Below are 19,439 nucleotides of genomic sequence, written 5' to 3'. Positions count from 1 at the left end.
CCCTGAGCCTTTGCCGGCGGTCGTGGCCGTTGGCGTTGATGGGCTGCGGCACCTATCCTTGAACGCGGGCAATCCGCCCCCGAAACCCCGCAAGGATGCACGGCATGAGCTGGAATCAGGCGCTCGCGATGTTTCCCCTGGTCGCCGAGTCGACCTTGCCGTCCGACCTCCTGAGCGCCAGCGCCTTGCCCCTGCCCGAACAGGCCCTGTGCGCCTGGGCCTTGCGCCAGCGCAACACCACGCTGGCTGGGCAAATGGCGCAGCAGGTGCTGTCGCGGTTGGGACCGCCCGAAGGCCGCGAGGGCTTGAGCCTGTGGGCACGCATGCAGTTGGTCCTCGCCGAAGAGTGTTTGCTGCACTTGCGGCTGGACGAGGCCGACACCTGGATGCGGCAGGCGGCCGAGGCCTTCGAGCGGGCGGACGATCACCACGGCCTGTGCGACGTGCATTGGCTGCGGCACCACGAAGCCGCCGATCGCGGTTGGGTGGAGCCGCAGCGGCACCACCTGCAACAGGCCCTGCAGCATGCCGAGCGGGTGCAGGATGCCGACCGGCAATGCATGGTTCAAAGCACCATGGGTCGGGCCGACCTGTTTCGCGACCAAACCCTGGCCTTCGAGGCCTGGGATCAGAAGCTGCCCAAGCGCCTAGACGGTTTGAGTGACGCGGTGGCGGCGGCGGTGGCCGATTTCCGGGGCCTGCAAGACGGCTTGTCCTCGGAGCTCCAGCCCGCCGTGGTCTGGTTCCTCGAGGCCTTCGAGCGCTCCTTGCGCACGGGGCAATGGCGGCGGGCCATGGCGGTGGCGTCCAACCTGGGCTACACCTACACCCACATGTCGGATTACTCGCGGGCCATCGAGTGGCTACAGCGCGGTCTGGGTCTGGCGCGCGACGCCGGTTGGCCCGGGGCCTTGGCCGGCGCGTTGGCGCAGACCGGCTCTGCCATGCGGCGCATGGGCCAACTGGATGCCGCGCGCGACGTTTTGTTGGAGTGCCAGAGCCTGCTGGCCGCGCACCCCAGCAACCGAAGCGCCATGTTGGCCCTGAAGTACCTGGCGGAAATCGAGTTGGACCTGAAGGAGCACGAGGCCGCGCTGCGCAGCTACAACGAGTTGGCCCAGCGCGCGGCTGAAGTCGACTCCAAGGACATGCACACAGACGCCACCTTGGGGCAGGCCCGGGCCTTGATGCACCTGGGGCGCTTGCCCCAGGCCCGCGAGGCCGCCCTGCATGCGCGTGCCGTGGCCAAGGACCAGCGCGAGCGTTGCACCCTGGTGGACGTTTGCCAAACGCTGGCGGAGATCGAATCGGCCGAAGGGGCGGGTCCCGATTCCATCTTGGTCTGGTTGAACGAAGCGATGGACGAGGCATCGGCCCTGCCAGGCTACCGCCCGACACCGACCCTGCTGGAGATGAAGGCTCGGGCCCATGCCGCCCGAGACAACCACCAACGGGCCTACGAGCTCATCCAGCGCGCGAGCGAGCTTCGGCAGCAAACCATCACCGAAGAGTCCGCCAAGCAGGCGGCGGTGTTGCATGTGCAGCATCAGGTGGAGCGGGCCAAGGCCGAGCGGGAGCATTTGCGGCAATTGGCGCAGTCCGAGGTCGAGCGCTCCGAGGCCCTGCAAAACCTGCACGACGTTCTGCTGCAGTTGGCCGACATCGGCCAAGAGATCACCGCGCAGTTGGATGCCGACCGCGTGCTGGCCGTGTTGCGTGGCCATGTGAACCAGCTCTTGAAGACCCGCAGCCTGGCCGTCTACCTGCTGGACGAAGCTGGCGAGCACTTGGTCTGCGCCGTGGGCTGCGGCGAGGCCGCGCCCGCCCGCACCACCATCTCCGTCGACGACCCCAAGGACCACCTGGTCCGCGCCCTGCGCGAGCGCACCGAAATGCTGTTGGGGGCAGGCACCGGGCAGAGCCTTCAGCGCGGGCACACCATGATCGCGCCCTTGCAGGTGGCCGAGCGAGCCGTGGGGGTGGTGCGGGTGCGGGGCGACGACGCCAACAGCTATGGCGAACGCGAGCAGCTCATCTTCCGCAACCTGTGCGCCTACACCGCCGTGGCCATGGACAACGCCCGAGCCTACGAAAAGCTCGGCGAGTTGCAGCGTCAAGTGGCCGCACAGGAAAAGATGGCGTCCATCGGTCAGTTGGCGGCCGGCGTGGCACACGAGATCAACAACCCCATCGGCTTCGTCAGCAGCAACCTCAACTCCCTGTCGCGCGAAGTGGGCAGCTTGCTGGCGCTGTTGCAGGGCTACCAGGCCGTGCCCCGGGAGGGGTGGGACGAGGCCCTACGGCAGCGCATCGAGGCTTTGGAAGGCCAAATGGACCTGTCGTTGGCGGTGGAAGACCTCCCGGCCATGATCAGCGAAAGCATGGAGGGCTTGCACCGCGTTAAGCGCATCGTGCAGGACTTGCGCAACTTCTCTCGCATCGACGCCTCGGACTGGTTGGATGCCGATCTCAATGCCGGCATCGAGTCCACGCTGAACATGCTGATGCACGAGATCAAGTACAAGGCCCAGGTTCACACCGAGCTGGGGCCGCTGCCACCGGTGCACTGCCTGGCGGCCCAGGTCAACCAGGTGCTGATGAACCTGCTCGTCAACGCCAGCCATGCCATCGAGCACGAAGGCCGGATCGACATCCGATCCTGGCAAGAGCAGGACCAGGCGTGCATCTCCATCCGCGACAACGGCTGCGGCATGAGCCCAGAGGTCAAGGCCCGCATCTTCGAGCCCTTCTTCACCACCAAGCCGGTGGGCAAAGGCACGGGCTTGGGGCTGTCCCTGTCGTTTTCCATCATCAAGAAGCACCAGGGCTCGATCGACGTGGAGTCGACCCCGGGTCAAGGAACGTGCTTCACCCTGCGCTTGCCCATCCAGGGGCCGAGTCCAGCGGCTTGATGCGCCAACAGCGCCGCGGCGGGCCCTACACCGGCACCCGCGGGTGAAACTTCGCCCGCTTGGTGGCGAAGAAGGCCTTCACGTTGCGCACGTTGGCCTGCTGCGTGAACAGGCGCTGGCTCAGGGCCTGGTAGGTCGGCATGTCGAGCGCATGCAGCACCAGCACGAAGTCCGGCCCGGGCGACACCCGGTAGCACTGCTGCACCTCGGCGAAGCCCACGGCGTGGGCCTCGAAGGCGTCCAGGTGCTCGGCGCCTTGGCGGTCCAAGGTCACCTCGGCCAGCACGGTCAGGCCGGTGTTCAGGTGCTGGGGGCTCAGGATGGCCACCTGCCGCTCCACCACGCCCGCCTCCACCAGGGCCTTCACGCGGCGCAGCGCCGTGGCCGGCGACACGTGCGCCCGCTCGGCCAAGGCCTGGTTGGTCAGCGAGCAATCGTCCTGCAGCAAGGCCAGCAGGCGGCGATCCACCGGATCCAGGGGGAGTGGGGATGTCATGAAATTGCGCGAAAAATATCAAACTGCAATTTTGAAGCAAAGTGAAGTGGTAGAAATTGAAAATTGCAGAAAGGCACGAATGCTGCAAGCTCATTTCGAACTGGACTGCCTAGCATGCGCGCCTCGTTCAACGGCCACTGGCCTCGGAGACCCCCATGTGCGGCATCGTCGGCGCGGTCAGCGCGCGCAACATCGTTCCCATCCTGGTTGAAGGCCTGAAGCGCCTGGAGTACCGCGGCTACGACAGCTGCGGCGTGGCCGTGCACCAAGACGGCGCCCTGCGCCGCGCCCGCTCCACCAGCCGCGTGGCCGAGCTGCAAGCCCAGGCCGGCGAGGACGGCATCGCCTCGGGCACCGGCATCGCCCACACCCGCTGGGCCACGCACGGCGTGCCCGCGGTGCGCAACGCGCACCCGCACTTCAGCCACGGCCCCAACGCGGCCGACGGCGCCCCCGGCCGCGTGGCCCTGGTGCACAACGGCATCATCGAGAACCACGACGAGCTGCGCGCCGAACTCCAAGCCCGCGGCTACGTGTTCCACAGCCAGACCGACACCGAGGTGATCTGCCACCTCGTCGACTCGCTGTACGACGGCGACTTGCTCGACGCCGTGCAACAGGCCGTGGGTCGCCTGCACGGCGCTTACGCCATCGCCGTGTTCCACCGCGACGAGCCGCAGCGCGTGGTCGGCGCCCGCGAGGGCTCGCCCCTGGTGCTGGGCGTCGGTGAAGGCGAGGCCTTCTTGGCCAGCGACGCCATGGCCCTGGCCGGCGTGACCGACCAGATCTGCTACCTGGAAGAGGGCGACGTCGTCGACCTGCAACTGGGCAAGCACTGGATCACCCACAAGAGCGAGGCCGGCCGCTTCGAGCAGGTGGTGCGCGAGGTCAAGACCGTGCACGCCCACAGCGGCGCCGCCGAGCTGGGCCCCTACCGCCACTACATGCAGAAGGAAATCTTCGAGCAGCCCAAGGCCATCGCCGACACCCTGGACAACGTCGACGACGTCTCCGCCATCGAACCGAGCCTCTTCGGCGCGCGCGCCGCCGAGGTCTTCGGCCAGATCGACCGCATCCTCATCCTGGCCTGCGGCACCAGCTACTACAGCGGCAGCACCGCCAAGTACTGGCTGGAAAGCATCGCCAAGATCCCCACCAGCGTGGAGATCGCCAGTGAGTACCGCTACCGCGACAGCGTGCCCGACCCGCGCACCCTGGTCGTCACCATCAGCCAAAGCGGCGAAACCGCCGACACCCTGGCCGCGCTGAAGCACGCCCGCTCACTGGGCATGCCGCACTCGCTGACCATCTGCAACGTCAGCACCAGCGCCATGGTGCGCGAGTGCGCGCTGGCCTACATCACCCGTGCCGGCGCCGAAATCGGCGTGGCCTCCACCAAGGCCTTCACCACCCAGCTCGTTGGCCTGTTCCTGCTCACGCTGACGCTGGCCAAGCTGCGCGGCCACCTCAGCGCCGAGTCCGAGGCCGAGCACCTCAAGGCCCTGCGCCACCTGCCCGTGGCCGTGCAAGCCGTGCTGGCCCTGGAGCCCCAGGTCGTCGCCTGGGCCGAGGCCTTCGCCCGCAAAGAGAACGCCCTGTTCCTGGGCCGCGGCCTGCACTACCCCATCGCCCTGGAAGGCGCACTCAAGCTCAAAGAGATCAGCTACATCCACGCCGAGGCCTACCCGGCCGGCGAGCTGAAGCACGGCCCCCTCGCCCTGGTGACGGCCGAGATGCCCGTGGTCACTGTGGCCCCGAACGACGCCCTGCTGGAAAAGCTCAAGAGCAACCTGCAAGAGGTGCGTGCCCGCGGCGGCGAGCTCTTCGTGTTCGCCGACGCCGACAGCCACATCGCCAGCGGCGAGGGCCTGCACGTCATCCGCATGCCCGAGCACTACGGCGCCCTGAGCCCCATCCTGCACGTGGTGCCACTGCAACTGCTGGCGTACCACACGGCCTGCGCCCGCGGCACGGACGTGGATAAACCAAGGAACTTGGCGAAGTCGGTCACGGTCGAATGACCGTGGCCGGCGAAGCCAAGTCGGTCGATGCGAGGCATCGTCCGCCGGGCGGAGCCCGGGCCTTGGTTTGACGGGGCGCGTAGCGGCCCGGCACAAGCCCCGCAACCTGGCGAAGTCGGTCACGGTGGAGTGACCCTGCCGGGACTGCTCCGCTGTTGTTCCTGACCAATCAAGTCGAAAACGGAGTTTGAACCTCAACGGCCCGCCGGCGACCCTGGCGGGCCGTTTCATTTGACAGAGGGTGCGCGTTCGACGCGGTGGGCGCCGGCAGGACCACGAAGCGGAACCCGTGGCCGTCGGAGACCGTCGCCAGGCGCGCCATGCTCAGGTGGCGTGGCAGGGGATCGGGACCAGCATGAAAAAAGCGGCTCGAGCGAGCCGCTTTTGGGATCAAGCCGTAGCCCTGGCTGGGCTGAGTCAGCGCTGGCGACGGCGCATCGTGGCACCCAGCACCAAACCCAGGGCCAGCAGCGCGTAGGTTTGGGGTTCGGGAATGGCTGCCACCTTGACGTTGTCCAGCAGCATGCCCATGTTGTCGCCACCGGTGCCAGCAAAGCTCAAGCCGTAGGCGCCGCTGATGGTCGGCGTGAAGCTGAGGCTGAAGTTGGTGAAACCGACCTTCTGGCCCAAGCTATAGCTGCCCGTGGTGCTGCCAAACGAGACGTTGACCTGCTCCTTGGCGGCGTTGCGCCAATTGCCGGCGAGGTCGAAAGTCAGCAGGTAGGACGTGCCGGCCACGAGGTTCAGGTTGCGCGAGAGGGTGCCGGCTTGGCTCCTGGAGCCGTCCATGTCGATGTACTTGCCGTTGCCCGGCAGGAAGTCGAAGTAGCCGGTGCCGATGATGTCCACCCAACCCGAGGTGAGCGTCCAGCCCGCCGGGGTGGCATTCAGGCCCAAGGCGTTGCTGTCGAAGTTGTCCGAAAAGATGACCGCGGCGTTGGCGGTGCCGGCCACCAAGAGAGCGGCTGCGGCGGAAAGGCGGGTGAGCTGGTTCATGCTGGAGGTTGCGGCGTGGGCCGAAGCAAAAGTAGCAAATGCTTACAAGTCTAACGACGGCCAATCCCTCGTGGGCGATTCCAACCCCCTCACTCAGGGGCTGTGGTTCTCCAGCCGAAGGTCGACTCTGTCCCTTGGCATGGCCGCGGCCTCTGGCCAGGGCCTGGGCCTGGGCCTCAGTAAAGCGTCTTCGGCCCGGCGGTGTACGCGCTGGCGCAGTCCAGCCCGGTGCAGTTCGTGAGCAGCATGCGCTGCACGATGGCGCCGGTGTTGGACTTGGCCCGGAAGTGGCCCACGCCGTTGGAGCCGTCGCCACCGCCGACGTTCAGCGGGCTGCCATCGGCCCAGTTCCAGTCCACTTGGGTGGCGTTACTGCCCGCGCCGACTTGGATTTGCGCCCTGACGTTGCTGGCGGGGGTGAACTTGGCCGTTTGGTCGCATCCGACCACGAAGCTGGCCGTGGCGCAGCTCACTTCGTCCTTGAAGCCGGCGGACAGGGTGTAGAAGGCCACGGTGGGGCGGTTGGCCGGCATGTTGCGCAAGGATTGCGAGGTGCCGCTGCCGGTCCAGCGGTTGGTGACCCAAACGCCGTAGTACCAGCCTTCAGGGAAGAAACCGAAGCGGGTGGTGTCGTACAGGTTTTGCGAGCCGCAGGTGGTCGCCAGGGGGTTGGCGTAACCCGTGTAGTAACAAGTGGCCAGGCCACGCAGCCCGCCGGAGATGTTGATGAACCGGCGCACGCTGCCCCAGGAGCCGCTGTACTGCAGCGTGGCGAGGGCCATGCTCGAGCCCAGGGAGTGCGCCACGATGTCGACTTGGGACTTGCCGGTGTAGGCCTTCACTTGGTCGATGAAGGTTTTCAAGATGGCGTACTTGCCGCTGTGGTGCTGGTTGTACTGCAGGGCGACGCGCTCGCTGCTGGACAAGTAGGTGACGCCGAACAGCTCGCAGTCGTTGTAGCCGCGGGCCTTGAGCTCGGCATAGATCGACAGGGTGGGTTTGCTGTAGCCGCTGACGGTGCCGGGCGGCATGTCGAAGCTGATGGCGCTGTCGCCGTTGCCGTGAACGAAGACGACCGGGGTCTTGGTGGCGGTGCACTTGCCGCCGCCGAAACCGCCGAAGCCCACGCTGGGGTTGAAGCCTGGGCCGTACTGCTGGGCTTCGCCCAGGCACCTCAGGCCGTCGTTGTTGCCGCAACTGAGGGCGAAGGCCGAGCTGGCCAGCAGCATCCAGGCCGCACCGAGCAGCGGACGAAACCGAGCGGTCATGGGGGTCTCCGTGCGGCATCGGGGTCGGCCGCAGGGCTGAATTCGACGCCTGTAAGCCGCGCGTCGGTATTGCGGACTTCCCGGGTCACGGCTGCGGCCGGGGCGGGCCGAGGGTGTTGCTTGCAAACGGCAACATCGTCTTCGTCAAGTCCACCCCGATGATTTCCTGAGACTTTTGTCACGGGTATCGGGTTAGCCTTCGGGCCCTCATCCCTCCCACCGAGTCGCCGCATGAGTTTGGCGCAGCGCGTTGTCCTGGCGCTGGACGACGATCCGCTCTATCTGGACATCCTCGTCGAGCAGTTGCAAGCCATTGGGGTGGGGCGCGTGCTCGTCCATACGCGAGCCGAAGCGGCGCTGCTGGAGCTGAAGCAGCGCGCGGTGGACGTGGTGGTGAGCGACCTGGACATGCCCGAGGTGGACGGCCCGCGCTTTTTGCACCAGTTGGCCGATTTGCGCTTGCCCATCCAGGTGTTGCTCGTCAGTGGCACGCGGCCGGATTTGTTGGCCAGCGTGGTGGAGTTCGGGCGCACTTTGGGTTTGCAGATGATCGGTGGGCTGCCCAAGCCGGCTGAGTTGGACGCCTTGGAGGCTTTGCTGCAGCGCTGCGAGGGGCCCCAAGCGGTTTGGACCGAGCCCCCGCGCGCCCAAGACGAACCGCTGGCCTTGGATCGGGCGGATTTGGAGCGTGCGCTCGCCGATGGAACGATCCGCCCCTGGTACCAGCCGAAGGTGGACGCGTACTCCCTGCGGGTGATGGGGGTGGAAGCCCTGGCGCGCTGGATGCCTCCCCAGGGTCCGGCCATCAGCCCAGCGCGCTTTGTGCCCGCCATGGAGGCCGCGGGTCTGTCGTGGCCGCTGTTCGTGTGCATCTTCGAGCAGGTGCTGAAAGACTTGGCGGCTTGGCATGCGCTGGGATGGCCATTGCGCGCGGCGGTCAACCTTTCCATGGATTGCACCGACCGGCTCGACCTGCCCGAGCAGGTCAGCGATCGGGCGCGGGCGGCCGGCGTGGCGCTGGAGGACTTGACGCTGGAGATCACCGAGTCGCGCCTGATGGCGAATCGGTCGGCCTCGCTGGAGACTTTGAACCGCTTGGCGCTCATGCGCGTCAAGCTGTCGATCGACGACTTCGGCACCGGCTATTCCAGCTTGGCTCAGTTGGCCGACTTGCCGTTCAGCGAATTGAAGATCGACGGCGGCTTCGTGCGTCGCATCGGGCGCGACCACAAGGTCGATCGCATCGTGCAGGCCACGGTGGCCTTCGGCACGGGTTTGGGCATGGAGCTGGTGGCCGAGGGGGTCGAAGAGTTGGGGCAATGGCGCGCGTTGCGCCATCAAGGCGTTCATCAGGTGCAGGGCTACCTGTGGGCCCGCCCGATGCCGGAGGCGGACTTTCGGGCCTGGTTGCAGCGCTGGCGGCCGGGGCACGAGGGCGGCAGCCTGAACCAGGCGCCCTTGGCGCTGCTGGCGCTGGGTCCCTCCGTCGGCGATTTGCAAGCTTGGGCCCAGACCTTGCGGCGCCACATCCCGGGCTTGCGGTCGTCATGCACCCCGCTGGAGGCAGAGGCCTTGAGCTCTATCGCAGCCGTGCCGCCCGACCTGCTGCTGGTGGATGCGCGGGAATCGCCCCAAGACGCTTGGTCGCTGGCCGAACGGCTGCACCAGCGCAGCCCCACGGCGCGCTTGGTCGTGGTGGTCAGCAACCTGGATGAAGCCCGGCTCCAGTCGGCCAGGGTGGCCGACGCGTGGCTGGTCACCCACCCGCTGGGCGACGCCCAGGTCGAACACTGGGTGCATCGTTTGCTGCAAGGGTGGTCGGATGCCCCACGCTGAACGCCTGAGGGCCGTTTGGGGCCGCCACGTTCGGAGCTTCACCGCCGATTACCGCAACGCGATCCTGGCTTCGCTGGCGGTGGTGCTGGTGGCCGGGTGGGGCGCTTGGCAGGCCCTGAAGCACGCCGAGCGCCAGGCTGGCGAACAGTTGATGACGGAGCAGGCCGCACGGGCTGCCCAGATCGAGGGCTGGTTGGTCGAGCGTCAAGTGGACTTGCGCAACCTGGCTGCGGTTCTCGAGAGCCAGCAGGATACCGATGAGCGCTGCCAACGCCGTGATTCGGTTTGCGACGCCCACGTGGCGCGAACGTTGGCCGCGTTTCGCGACAACGGGGGTTTTCAAGGCATCGTCTGGCTCAGCGGCGGCCACGAAGGGACGCGGCGCCTGGGAACGCTGGGCAGCGAGGCGGTGGGGCAGCAGGCGATGGCGCGTGGTCAGAGCCTGGCTCCGGGCGACTCGGCGATGCTGGGTTTTGACGCCAGCGACGGTCGGCCGACGCTGGTGTTTCTGCACCGTCTGGATCGACCCGAGGGCGGTGTGTTGGCGGCCGAGGTCGATCCATCGCCCGCGTTGCATGGGATGCTGGGGCTGGCCCCCGTGCGCAAAGTGGGCACCGAGGTCGTGCTTGTGCGTTGGGAGGGCGAACACGCCATCCGGTTGGAGGCCGATGGATCGGGACGGTTGCAGCTGCAGCGGCACCTGCCGAGCCCGCGCTCGGTGGCGGCGCTGCTGCGCAGCGGCATGGCGCGGGTTGATGTGCCGTTCACTGCCCTGGACGCTCAAGACCGAGAGGTGATCGCGGTGGGCAACACCGTGCCGCGTACCGATTGGTGGGCCCTGGCCCAGCGCGACCGCATGGAAGTCCTTCGCGACGCCCTGCCCACGCTGATGCAGTTGTTGCTGGCCGCCATCCTGACCCTGGTGGGCATCTGGGCCTTGACGCTGCTGCAGCGCCAGGGATTGAGGTTGCAGGCGTCGGTTGATCTGGCGCAAGAGCGCCAGGAACGCTTGCGGGCGATGGACTTGCTCACGGGCATGGCCGCCCATTCGGCCGACCTCATCTTTGTCAAAGACTTGGAGCACCGCTACCTGCTTTTCAATCCGGCGGCGCAACGCCACATCGGCATGAGCTTGGAGCAGGTGCTGGGGCGGCGTGACGAGGATTTGCTGCCGCCCGAGCAGGCGCGCGTGTTCAGCGCGCAAGACGACGAGGTCTTGCGCCGGGGGCAGTCTCTGCGGTGGGACGTCGAGGTGCAGCAAGGCGGCAAGCGCCACTTGTCGGTGGTGAAGTCGCCGCTGCGTGACGCCCAGGGCCAGGTGTACGGGCTGGTGGGCATCGCGCGCGACAACACCGAGGCCAAAGAGGCCGAAGAACGCTTGCGGGGCAGCGAGGCTCGGTTCAGGGCCTTGTTCGAGGCCTCGGGCGTGGCCTTCTTCATCCAAGATTTGATGACGGGCGACTTGCTCGAGGCCAACCTCCAAGCCTTGGTGGATGCCCGCTGCACCACCCTGGACGAGCTGGCGTCCTCGCAGTTTGGCGAGCCGCCTTACTCGGCTGCCGACATGAGGGCGGCCACCACCCGGCTGCGGGACGCTTGGCTTCGTGGAGACCGTGGCGCCAGCCTGCGCCTGGAGTGGTTGGCGCAGCGGCGCGATGGCAGCCGTTATTGGCAGGACCTCCAACTCAAGGTCGTAGAACTGCAAGGGCGCCCCTGCTTGCTGGGCGCGGCCATGAACATCGACGAGCGCAAGCGCATCGAGTCCGAGCTGTACAAGCTGTCCCTGGCCTTGGATCAAAGCCCGGTGAGTGTGCTGATCACCGACCCCAGCGGCGTGATCGAGTACGCCAACGCGTCGTTCATGAACTCCAGCGGCTACAGCCCGCGCGAGGTCATCGGGTCCAAGGCGAACATGCTGTCGTCGGGGCAGACCCCGCGCGAAACCTACGCCGCCATGTGGAGTGCCCTGGCGCGGGGCGAATCGTGGCGCGGGCAGGTCAAGAACCGACGCAAGAACGGCGAGGTGTACACCGACGACATCGCCATCTACCCCTTGCGGCAGGAGGATGGGCGCATCAGTCACTACGTGGGCTTGCAGCAAGACATCAGCCAGCGTTTGGCGATGGAGGGCGAGCTGGAGCAACATCGACACCACCTGGAAGACCTGATTTCCCAGCGCACGGCGCAGTTGCTGGAGGCCACCCGGCGCGCCGAAGAGGCCAACGCCAGCAAGAGCGCATTCCTGGCCAACATGAGCCACGAGATCCGCACGCCGATGAACGCCGTGCTTGGCTCCACCCGGCTGATCCAGCGCGATCTGGAGGCCTTGCGCGAGGTCGCGCCGGAGTCCGCCGTGGCGGTGTTGACGGGCCGTGTCGCGCAGGTCGAGCACGCGGCCCGGCACTTGTTGGGTTTGCTGAACGACCTGCTGGACTTGTCGAAGATCGAGGCCAACAAGCTCCAACTGCTGCGGGAAGACTTTGCGCTGGCCCCCTTGGTCGACCACTTGCTGCACATGGTGCGCGAGCGCGCCAACGCCAATCGGGTGGAGTTGGTGGTGGACCTGGAAGGGGTGCCGGCCACGTTGCACGGCGATGGCATGCGCGTGAGCCAAATGCTGCTCAACTTGCTGGCCAACGCGGTTCGGTTCACCCAGGATGGCAAGGTCACGCTGCGCGCCCGCGCCCGCCGGGCCGAGGATGCAGTGATGTGGGTTCGCTTCGAGGTGCAGGACGAAGGCATCGGCATCGACGAGGAACAACAGGCGCGCCTGTTCCAGGCCTTCGAGCAGGCCGAGCGTGACACCGCGCGCCGCTACGGGGGAACGGGGCTGGGGCTGGCGATCACCAAGCGCTTGGCGGAGCTGATGGCCGGGCAGGTGGGTGTAAGCAGCCGTTTGGGTGAAGGCAGTTGTTTCTGGCTGGACTTGCCGCTGGACGCTGGGCACGCCGCTGCGCCGCCACCGGCCCCCGCGCAGCGCTGCGACGAGGCGATTCAAGCGCTGCGCCGCTTGGGCCCTCGCCACGTTTTGTTGGTGGACGACATGGCCATCAACCAAGACATCGCGCGCGACCTGCTGGAAGACGCCGGTCTGCAGGTCACGGTTGCGGGCGATGGCGATGAGGCCGTGGCCTTGGCGCAGCGTCAGTCGTTCGACCTGGTGCTGATGGACTTGCGCATGCCGCGCATGGGCGGGATGGAGGCCACGCGCTTGATTCGCGCCCTGCCCGGACACGCTCAAACCCCGGTGATCGCCCTCACCGCGCAGGCCTTCGACGAGGACCGTGAAGCCTGCCGAAAGGCGGGCATGAACGACCACCTCGGCAAGCCCGTGTTGCCCGAGCGGCTGTACGCCTGCCTGCTGCGCTGGCTCCAGCCGGCTGTTGCAACTGGCGTTGCGCCGACCTTGGCGTCAACGGTCGCCCCGGAGGTCGGTCGGCCGACGCCCGAACCGTCCACTGCGCAAGGCGTTTCGTCCGAGTTGCCGCCCGATCTTGTGCAGCGATTGGGCGAGATCGACGGGCTGGATCTGGCCGTGGCGCGCAGGCTCCTGGGTCGGCGATTGGCGCGTTTGCCGGCTTTGCTGGCGCGGTTTGGGCGCGAGCAAGCCGACGCCGCCGATCGCCTCCAAGCGGCCCTGGCCGGCGGGGACCGGGAGTCGGCGGCACGCCTGGCGCATTCGCTCAAGGGCACGTCTGCGTCTTTGGGTTTGCACCCCATCAGTGAACGCGCCGGTGAGGTTGAGCGCGCATTGCGGGAAGGTCAACCGGTCGACCTGGAGCGCCTGCGATCCCGCTTGGAGCGCGATGCGCCTCGATTGGCCGCGCTGGACCCACCAGCGCCGGCGAGCTGAGCGCTCGGGGTCCAACGGGAGCGCCGTGTGGGGCGTGGCCCTCAGCCGAGCCAGGACGCGGGCAGCGACTCCCGGGTCGCGGTGAGGTCGGGGTCTTGGGCCAGGGCGCCAAGCAAGGCGTCGACGACGACCCGAACCCGCGGGGCCAGGTACTGCCGGTGCGGGTAGTGCATGACGATTTCGCGCTGCCCGGGGTCGTGCTGCTGCGTGAGCACGGCCTTGAGTCGCCCGGAGCGCAAAAAGGGCATGGCGTGGTGCAGGCCCAACTGGGCGATGCCCGCGTGGGCGAGGGCCGGGTCGAGCAGCGCCTCGGGGTCCGACAGCCACAGCGGGGCGTTCACGGGCCGCTCCACGCTGCCGCGCCCGCTCGGTTTTCGAAAGCGCCACGGGATCTCCTGCCCACTGGACAGCCGAACGCCGAGCAGCCGGTGTTGTGTCAAGTCGTCCGGGGTGTTGGGCGCGCCATGCCGGCGCAGGTAGCTGGGCGAGGCCACCAGCACGAGGGGCAGCTTGGCGATGCGACGGGCCACGAGCCCGGAGTCGGGGATGACCCCGCCGCGGATGCCGATGTCGAAGCCTTCGGCCAGCAGGTCCACGGTACGGTTGTCCAGGCTCAGTTCGATTTGCAGCTGGGGGTGGGCCGTGGTGAGGTCGGGCAGCAGTGGCAGCACGTAGCGCCGCCCAAAGGACACCCCGACCGAAATGCGCACGCGGCCGACGGGCGCGCCCCGGGTGCGGCCCACCTCGGCCAGGGCTTCGTCCAGCATGCGCAAAGCCGCGGCGGCCCGTTGCCGGAAGGTGTCGCCCTCGGCCGTGAGCCGCAATTGACGCGTGGAGCGGTTGAACAGACGCACCCCCAATTCGGCCTCCAGCCGAGCGACGTTCTTGCTGACGGCGGCGGGCGTCAGGTCCAGCCGAGCGGCCGCGGCGGTGAAGGTGCCGGCTTCGGCCGCGGCGGTGAAGGAGGCCAACAGTGCGAGGTTGGTCATTCAACTGCGGGTTGAAGATGATTGATCCTGCATTGTCTTCCGGTTGTTGTGATCGGTTCCTACAGTGTGGTTCATCGCAACCCCCACCGAAAGGAACTTGTCATGAGCAACCGCATCTTGGTCACCGGCGCCAGCGGCAACATCGGCCGCGCTCTCGTGGCCGCATTGGGCGCCCGAGGCGCCGACTTCCAGGTCATGAGCAGCCGCCCCGGCACGGCGCCGGCGGGCCTGCGCGAAGTGCAGGGCGACTTCACCCAGCTCGACTCGCTGCAGGCGGCGTTCGCCGGCGTGGACACGCTGTTCTTGCTGCTGCCGCTGGTGCCAGGCATCGAGGAGATGGCACGCAACGCTGTGGACGCGGCGAAGGCGGCGGGCGTCAAGCACATCGTCCGCTCGTCCGGCGCCGGCGCCGACGCCCACAGCCCGGCCTCGCTGGCCCGGGTGCATGGGGAGATCGACGATCGGGTCATGGCCAGTGGCATCCCCTTCACCCTGCTGCGGCCGAGCAGCTTCATGCAGAACCACCTGAACTTCTATGCCGGTTCCATCCAAGCGGCGAGTGCGGTGTACGCGCCGCGCGGGGAGGGGGCCGTAGGCCTCATCGATGTGCGCGACATCGCGGAGGTGGCGGCCCTGGTGCTGGCCGATCCAGCGGCGCATGTCGGCGCGGTCTACACCTTGACCGGCGGCGAGGCCTTGACCGATGCGCAGAGCGTGGCGGCCATTTCCCGGGCGGTGGGTCGCGAGATCCGCTACGTGGATGTGCCCGAGGCCGCAGCCGTCGAGGCGATGACGCAGATGGGCTTCGCGCCGACCTTGATCGACTGGCTGATGAGCCTGAACCACGTCATCAAGCAAGGGTGGGCCGCTGGCTTGAGCGACGACGTGAAGCGCTTGACGGGCCACGCGCCCCGCACGTTCGACGCCTTTGCTCGCGAGCACGCGGCCGCCTGGCGCTGAGCCGATGCGGGCGCCGCCTTGCTGGCGCCGGGTCGGAGGCGGTTGGGTGGGCCGGGTGCGCAGGGTGCGTGTCGGACCTGGCGCCGCGAAAGCGGGCATCGACCCCCCAGCGCGGACCCTTCTTGCCAGTTTGGCTGCCCCATGGCCGAGTGGTGGGGCAACGAGACGGGAAGCAGTGGAGCGCTGCGGTCGATGGGCGGACTGCTAGGAGTTCGTGTCCACAAGAAGGAGCGACAACGCATGCGCCGGATCCAGGGGCCACCCTTGGGGCCGAGCTCCGTGGGCGGCCTGGGCCTCTGCCGCGCAGACTCCTAGGTCGACGCCGGGGTGCGGGCGCTCAGCCAGGCCGCCGCAAAGATCAGGGCACCGCCACCCAGCATCGCCAGCGTGGGTTGGCTGCCACCCAGCACCACCGCCGATGCGGCCGCGAACACGATCTCGCTGAGCATCGTGACCGACGTGGTGTTGGCCGGCAGACGGGTGGCGCCGTATTGCAAAGCACAGTTCCCCAGCAGGAACCACAGCGACAGCAGCGCGGTGATGCCCAGCCACCCCGGTGCGACAGGCGGCATGCCTGGCAGTTGCCCGGCGGCATGCAGGGCCAAGGCCACGGTGCCGGCCACCCCCATACCGCCGAGGAACATGGCCAACACCTGGGCCGGCTGCGGCTGCTCGGCGTGGCGGCGCAGCAGCACGTTGTTCAAGGCGAAGGCCGCACCGCCCAGCAAGGCGAGCCCGTCGGCGGGCTCGCGCGGCCAGGGCAGGCTGCGCCAGCCCTCCCAGGCGCGGTCGGACGGCCACAGCACCCAGGCGGCGCCGGCCAGCGCCAGCGCCACGCCCAAGCCGCTGCGCCGCGTGGGGCGTTCGCCCAGCAGCCACCACGCCAACAGCGCGGCCCACAGGGGCATCAGGTTGAACAGCAGCACGGCCCGGATCACGTCGCCGATGGACACCGACCAGAAGAACGCGGCATTCATCGTGCCGAAGGCGGCCCCCAGCGCCCACAGCGGGGGGCTGGAGAGCACCTGCTGCAGGGGCGAGCGTCCGCCCAGGGGGCCCGGTCGCAGGGCGCTGGGGCCGAGGGCCAGCACGGCGACGGCATAGACGAGCCCCAGCGTCCACAAGGGATGCAGCCCGCGCTCCTGCAGCGCGCGGAACGGCCACCAACCGGTGCCGCCCACGAAGGCGCACAGCAGCAGGGCACCGAGGGCGTGGGTGCGCGTCATGGTCCGGGGTCCGGCTACTTCAATCCGTCACGGGCAGCGTCCAGTCCGGCCTGTGCGCACACTTCGTCCTGGTCCTCGCTGGCCCCGCTGACCCCGATGCCGCCGATGTGCATGCCTTGGGCCATGACCGGCAGGCCACCGGCCACCGTGCTGGCGCCTGGAGTGAGTTCGAGGCCGAGCGCGTTACCGCGCGCGATCTCGCGGAACTTGCGGGTCGACACCGGCACGCTGGCCGACGTGCGGGCCTTGGCCTGGGCCAGCCCGATGCTGATCCCGATCGTGTCGTCGGCGCGGCTGAAGTACTTGAGCTGCCCACCGGCATCAACCACGGCGATGCTCATGGTCCAGCCCTCCTTCCGGGCCCGCTCTTCGCAGCCCACCGCCATCTTCCGGGCCGTGTCGAGCGTCAGGGTGGGGCGCATGGCCTGTGCGGCCGCGGTGGCGGCGAGGCCTGCCAGGGCCCCGGCCAGGATGAGTCGAGGCAGGTGTTGACGGATGGTCATGGGCGGTCCTTGAATCGATGGGTGGGTGGGGATGGGGGTTCTCGTCATCAGGCGGCGTGGCGCTTCGGCTCGGACAGCGCGCTGAGCACCAGGTCGGCCACGGCCTTGGACGAGGCCGGGTTCTGACCCGTGATCAGCGACCCGTCTCGAAGGGCAAAGGGCTGCCACAAGGGTCCGGCTTCGAAGCGCGCGCCCAGCTCGCGCAACCGGGTCTCCAGCAGGAAGGGCACCACCTGGTCCAACCCCACCGCGGCTTCTTCTGCGTTGGTGAAGGCATTGATGCGCCGCCCTGCAACGATGGAGCGGCCATCGGGTCCCTTCGCGCTCACCAGCCCCGCAGCGCCGTGGCACACCGAGGCGATGAGCCGGCCGGCGGCGAAGGCGCGCTCCACGGCTTGGGTGACGCCGGCATCGAGGGGCAGGTCCCACAAGGTGCCGTGGCCGCCGGGGAAGAAGATGGCGTCGAAGTCGGCGCCGCCGTGGTCGGCCGCGCGAGCCGTGGCGGCGATGCGCGCCTGCAAAGCGCCGTCGTCCAGGAAGCGCTCGACCACCGCCTCGTTGTCCCCCCGAGGCTTGATGCTGCCGGGGTCGATGGGGGCGGCGCCGCCCGCCGCAGAGGCCAAGGTGACCTGGGCCCCGGCATCGGCCAGGGCGTAGTAGGGCGCGGCCAATTCTTCGGCCCACAGGCCAGTGGGGCGGCCGCTGTCGCCCATGCGGGCGTTGGAGGTGACGATCATCAGGATGCGGGTTGCCATCGGGTGCTTTCGGCAGAGGTCGGGGTTGGGCGCCATGGGCTGCGCAGCGATGGCCGCACTGTAGGCATCCATGAATGGCAAATAAACTGCGCCGATGGAAGGTCTTTCATTACCTGGATGAACAAATGAGCCGCACCTTCGACCCGGTTCAATTGGGCAGCATCGAAGTGTTCTGCAAAGCCGCCGAATTGGGCGGCTTCACCACGGCGGCCGAGAGCCTGGGGCTGACACCGGCCTCGGTGAGTCGCTCCATCGCCCGCTTGGAGGCGCGGCTGGGGGTTCGCTTGTTCGTGCGCACCACGCGCAGCGTGCGGCTGACCAGCGACGGCGAGCTCTACCGCCTGCAATGCCAACAGGCCTTGGATCAGATCGCCGAAGCCGAACGCGCGCTCACCGGGCAGCAAAGCGCTCCGCAGGGTTTGCTGCGCGTCAGCGTGGGCACGGTGTACGGCCACCACCGCTTGATGCCGCTGCTGCCCGGGTTCAGCGCCGCGTTTCCCGGCGTGGAGCTGGAGGTCAGCGTGTCGAACCGAAACGTTGACTTTGTCGAGGACGGTCACGACATCGCCATCCGGCTGGGTGAGCCGCCGGACTCCCGCTTGGTGGCGCGCAAGCTGGAGGACGCCAGCGTGGGCGTGTTCGCATCCCCGCAGTACCTGGCGCAGCGCGGCGTGCCCCGCACGGTGGACGAGCTTCGCGGTCACGAGCTCATCCAGTTCGTGCTGCCCAGCACCGGCCGTCCGATGCCGTGGCTGTTTCGGAGCCCCGAGGGGCAGGATGTCGACCTCAGCTTCAAGAGCCGGCGTCGGGTCCACGAGGACGTGTTGGCCGGCCTGGGCTGGGCGGCGGCGGGCGGCGGCTTGTTCCAGATCTACCACTTCGTGGCCCAAGACCTCGTTCACGCGGGACGGTTGGTCGAGGTCTTGCCGGCGGCGGCGGGTCGGTCGCGTCCGTTCTATGTGCTGTACCCGCAAAACCGCCACCTGTCCGCCCGCGTGCGCGCTTTTGTCGACCACCTGACCGCCGCCGTGGGGGCCGGTCCCGGCTTGGCCGCGCTGCGCCCGGAGTCGGCTGACCCAGCAGGCCGCACCGCCGCTTGACGCAGCCCGAGGTGGCTGAGAGCAGCCGTTCGCGCTCGGACCGGCTTAGGGCGGTACTCCCCCCGCAAGCGGACCGCCCCGCATGTGAGCCATCTTTCCTCTTCAAAAAGGACCGCGTAGCGGCTCGCTCAACTTGGGCACCCTTCAATGCCGCCTGGCGACACCGCGAGGTCCTGGGGCAAACTCGGCCTCGCGGCCGTGAGGGGCTTGCAGCATGATCGCCTCCTGGCATCGGCGCCTTGCCTGCAGAGCACCTGCAGGGCTGGCCGATTTAGGGCGCAGTTTGATACTGGATGAAACAACAGTCAAATGGGCATAAAAGCATGACAGATCAAGCACTTGCGGTGGCTCGAGCCGACGTTTTTATGCAGCAGCGCCCGGTCTTATGCAGTCTCCCTAAAACACGTTGAACTAAACCGCTGACGCGGTGACCGGCGCACACCGTTGGTCACCGCGTTTTGCATGGCGTCTGTGCAGCCGAGCACTTGCGCGAAGCGTCGGTGAGGTCAAGCCTTCAGCCTGGG

Annotated in this window: 13 protein-coding genes; 6 read left to right on the top strand and 7 right to left on the bottom strand. The window is 68.0% G+C overall.

What is annotated here, in order from left to right:
* Positions 1-104: 104 nt before the first annotated feature.
* Positions 105-2,912: an ATP-binding protein gene (locus O9335_RS09465; RefSeq protein ID WP_298387066.1), complete on the top strand. Its 2,808-nt coding sequence runs from the start codon at positions 105-107 to the stop codon at positions 2,910-2,912.
* Between the two features lie 25 nt (positions 2,913-2,937).
* On the opposite strand, the gene O9335_RS09460 is transcribed toward O9335_RS09465, so the two are convergent.
* Positions 2,938-3,408 carry an Lrp/AsnC family transcriptional regulator gene (locus O9335_RS09460; protein WP_298387064.1) on the bottom strand — a complete coding sequence of 157 codons (471 nt, stop codon included), beginning with the start codon at positions 3,406-3,408 and terminating at the stop codon, positions 2,938-2,940.
* Between the two features lie 155 nt (positions 3,409-3,563).
* On the opposite strand from O9335_RS09460, the gene glmS reads away from it, so the two are divergent.
* On the top strand, positions 3,564-5,429 hold the full coding sequence (glmS, locus tag O9335_RS09455) for a glutamine--fructose-6-phosphate transaminase (isomerizing) (protein WP_298387062.1): 1,866 nt from the start codon (positions 3,564-3,566) through the stop codon (positions 5,427-5,429).
* A 417-nt stretch (positions 5,430-5,846) separates the two neighbouring features.
* Here the strand turns inward: glmS and O9335_RS09450 are convergent, their stop codons facing one another.
* Together O9335_RS09450 and O9335_RS09445 are read right to left on the bottom strand one after the other, a co-directional pair.
* A complete protein-coding gene (locus O9335_RS09450) occupies positions 5,847-6,425 on the bottom strand; it encodes a DUF642 domain-containing protein (protein ID WP_298387060.1) in 579 nt (192 codons plus the stop codon).
* Positions 6,426-6,601: 176 nt separating this feature from the next.
* The gene (locus tag O9335_RS09445) at positions 6,602-7,693 is read right to left on the bottom strand and encodes a hypothetical protein (RefSeq protein WP_298387058.1); all 1,092 of its coding nucleotides are present in this window, start codon (positions 7,691-7,693) and stop codon (positions 6,602-6,604) included.
* Positions 7,694-7,924: 231 nt separating this feature from the next.
* Here O9335_RS09445 and O9335_RS09440 point away from each other — a divergent pair, with 231 nt between their 5' ends.
* Complete coding sequence (locus O9335_RS09440) at positions 7,925-9,529, top strand: EAL domain-containing response regulator (protein WP_298387056.1); 1,605 nt, start codon at positions 7,925-7,927, stop codon at positions 9,527-9,529.
* On the top strand, positions 9,516-13,382 hold the full coding sequence (locus O9335_RS09435) for a PAS domain S-box protein (protein WP_298387053.1): 3,867 nt from the start codon (positions 9,516-9,518) through the stop codon (positions 13,380-13,382). The genes O9335_RS09440 and O9335_RS09435 overlap by 14 nt, the downstream gene beginning before the upstream one ends.
* A gap of 41 nt (positions 13,383-13,423) precedes the next feature.
* Here O9335_RS09435 and O9335_RS09430 read toward each other — a convergent pair whose 3' ends face one another.
* Positions 13,424-14,371: a LysR family transcriptional regulator gene (locus O9335_RS09430; RefSeq protein WP_298387051.1), complete on the bottom strand. Its 948-nt coding sequence runs from the start codon at positions 14,369-14,371 to the stop codon at positions 13,424-13,426.
* Positions 14,372-14,473: 102 nt separating this feature from the next.
* Between O9335_RS09430 and O9335_RS09425 the strand changes: the two genes are divergently transcribed.
* Complete coding sequence (locus tag O9335_RS09425; RefSeq protein ID WP_298387048.1) at positions 14,474-15,331, top strand: SDR family oxidoreductase; 858 nt, start codon at positions 14,474-14,476, stop codon at positions 15,329-15,331.
* 311 nt (positions 15,332-15,642) lie between these two features.
* On the opposite strand, the gene O9335_RS09420 is transcribed toward O9335_RS09425, so the two are convergent.
* From O9335_RS09420 to O9335_RS09410, 3 genes are read right to left on the bottom strand one after another with little or no spacing between them, the layout of a single operon-like run.
* Positions 15,643-16,557 (bottom strand): DMT family transporter, encoded by a 915-nt coding sequence (locus O9335_RS09420; RefSeq protein WP_298387045.1) that lies wholly within the window; start codon positions 16,555-16,557, stop codon positions 15,643-15,645.
* Between the two features lie 14 nt (positions 16,558-16,571).
* Entirely contained in the window at positions 16,572-17,060 is a 489-nt protein-coding gene (locus tag O9335_RS09415; RefSeq protein WP_298387042.1) for a heme-binding protein, read from the bottom strand.
* 47 nt (positions 17,061-17,107) lie between these two features.
* Complete coding sequence (locus O9335_RS09410; protein ID WP_298387038.1) at positions 17,108-17,815, bottom strand: type 1 glutamine amidotransferase domain-containing protein; 708 nt, start codon at positions 17,813-17,815, stop codon at positions 17,108-17,110.
* 125 nt (positions 17,816-17,940) lie between these two features.
* Between O9335_RS09410 and O9335_RS09405 the strand changes: the two genes are divergently transcribed.
* Complete coding sequence (locus O9335_RS09405; RefSeq protein WP_298387034.1) at positions 17,941-18,915, top strand: LysR family transcriptional regulator; 975 nt, start codon at positions 17,941-17,943, stop codon at positions 18,913-18,915.
* The last annotated feature ends 524 nt before the right edge of the window (positions 18,916-19,439 follow it).

The organism is Inhella sp. (assembly GCF_027532025.1).
GTDB lineage: Bacteria > Pseudomonadota > Gammaproteobacteria > Burkholderiales > Burkholderiaceae_C > Inhella.
Note: the sequence above shows the minus strand (reverse complement) of the source record. Positions and strands in the feature narration are given on the sequence as shown.

Excerpts from the sequence above, each read along its gene's own strand:
- O9335_RS09425 (WP_298387048.1), top strand. The coding sequence starts at position 14,474 with ATGAGCAACCGCATCTTGGTCACCGGCGCCAGCGGCAACATCGGCCGC.
- O9335_RS09430 (WP_298387051.1), bottom strand. The coding sequence starts at position 14,371 with ATGACCAACCTCGCACTGTTGGCCTCCTTCACCGCCGCGGCCGAAGCC.
- O9335_RS09415 (WP_298387042.1), bottom strand. The coding sequence starts at position 17,060 with ATGACCATCCGTCAACACCTGCCTCGACTCATCCTGGCCGGGGCCCTG.
- O9335_RS09445 (WP_298387058.1), bottom strand. The coding sequence starts at position 7,693 with ATGACCGCTCGGTTTCGTCCGCTGCTCGGTGCGGCCTGGATGCTGCTG.
- glmS (WP_298387062.1), top strand. The coding sequence starts at position 3,564 with ATGTGCGGCATCGTCGGCGCGGTCAGCGCGCGCAACATCGTTCCCATC.
- O9335_RS09410 (WP_298387038.1), bottom strand. The coding sequence starts at position 17,815 with ATGGCAACCCGCATCCTGATGATCGTCACCTCCAACGCCCGCATGGGC.
- O9335_RS09420 (WP_298387045.1), bottom strand. The coding sequence starts at position 16,557 with ATGACGCGCACCCACGCCCTCGGTGCCCTGCTGCTGTGCGCCTTCGTG.
- O9335_RS09450 (WP_298387060.1), bottom strand. The coding sequence starts at position 6,425 with ATGAACCAGCTCACCCGCCTTTCCGCCGCAGCCGCTCTCTTGGTGGCC.
- O9335_RS09405 (WP_298387034.1), top strand. The coding sequence starts at position 17,941 with ATGAGCCGCACCTTCGACCCGGTTCAATTGGGCAGCATCGAAGTGTTC.
- O9335_RS09465 (WP_298387066.1), top strand. The coding sequence starts at position 105 with ATGAGCTGGAATCAGGCGCTCGCGATGTTTCCCCTGGTCGCCGAGTCG.
- O9335_RS09435 (WP_298387053.1), top strand. The coding sequence starts at position 9,516 with ATGCCCCACGCTGAACGCCTGAGGGCCGTTTGGGGCCGCCACGTTCGG.
- O9335_RS09460 (WP_298387064.1), bottom strand. The coding sequence starts at position 3,408 with ATGACATCCCCACTCCCCCTGGATCCGGTGGATCGCCGCCTGCTGGCC.
- O9335_RS09440 (WP_298387056.1), top strand. The coding sequence starts at position 7,925 with ATGAGTTTGGCGCAGCGCGTTGTCCTGGCGCTGGACGACGATCCGCTC.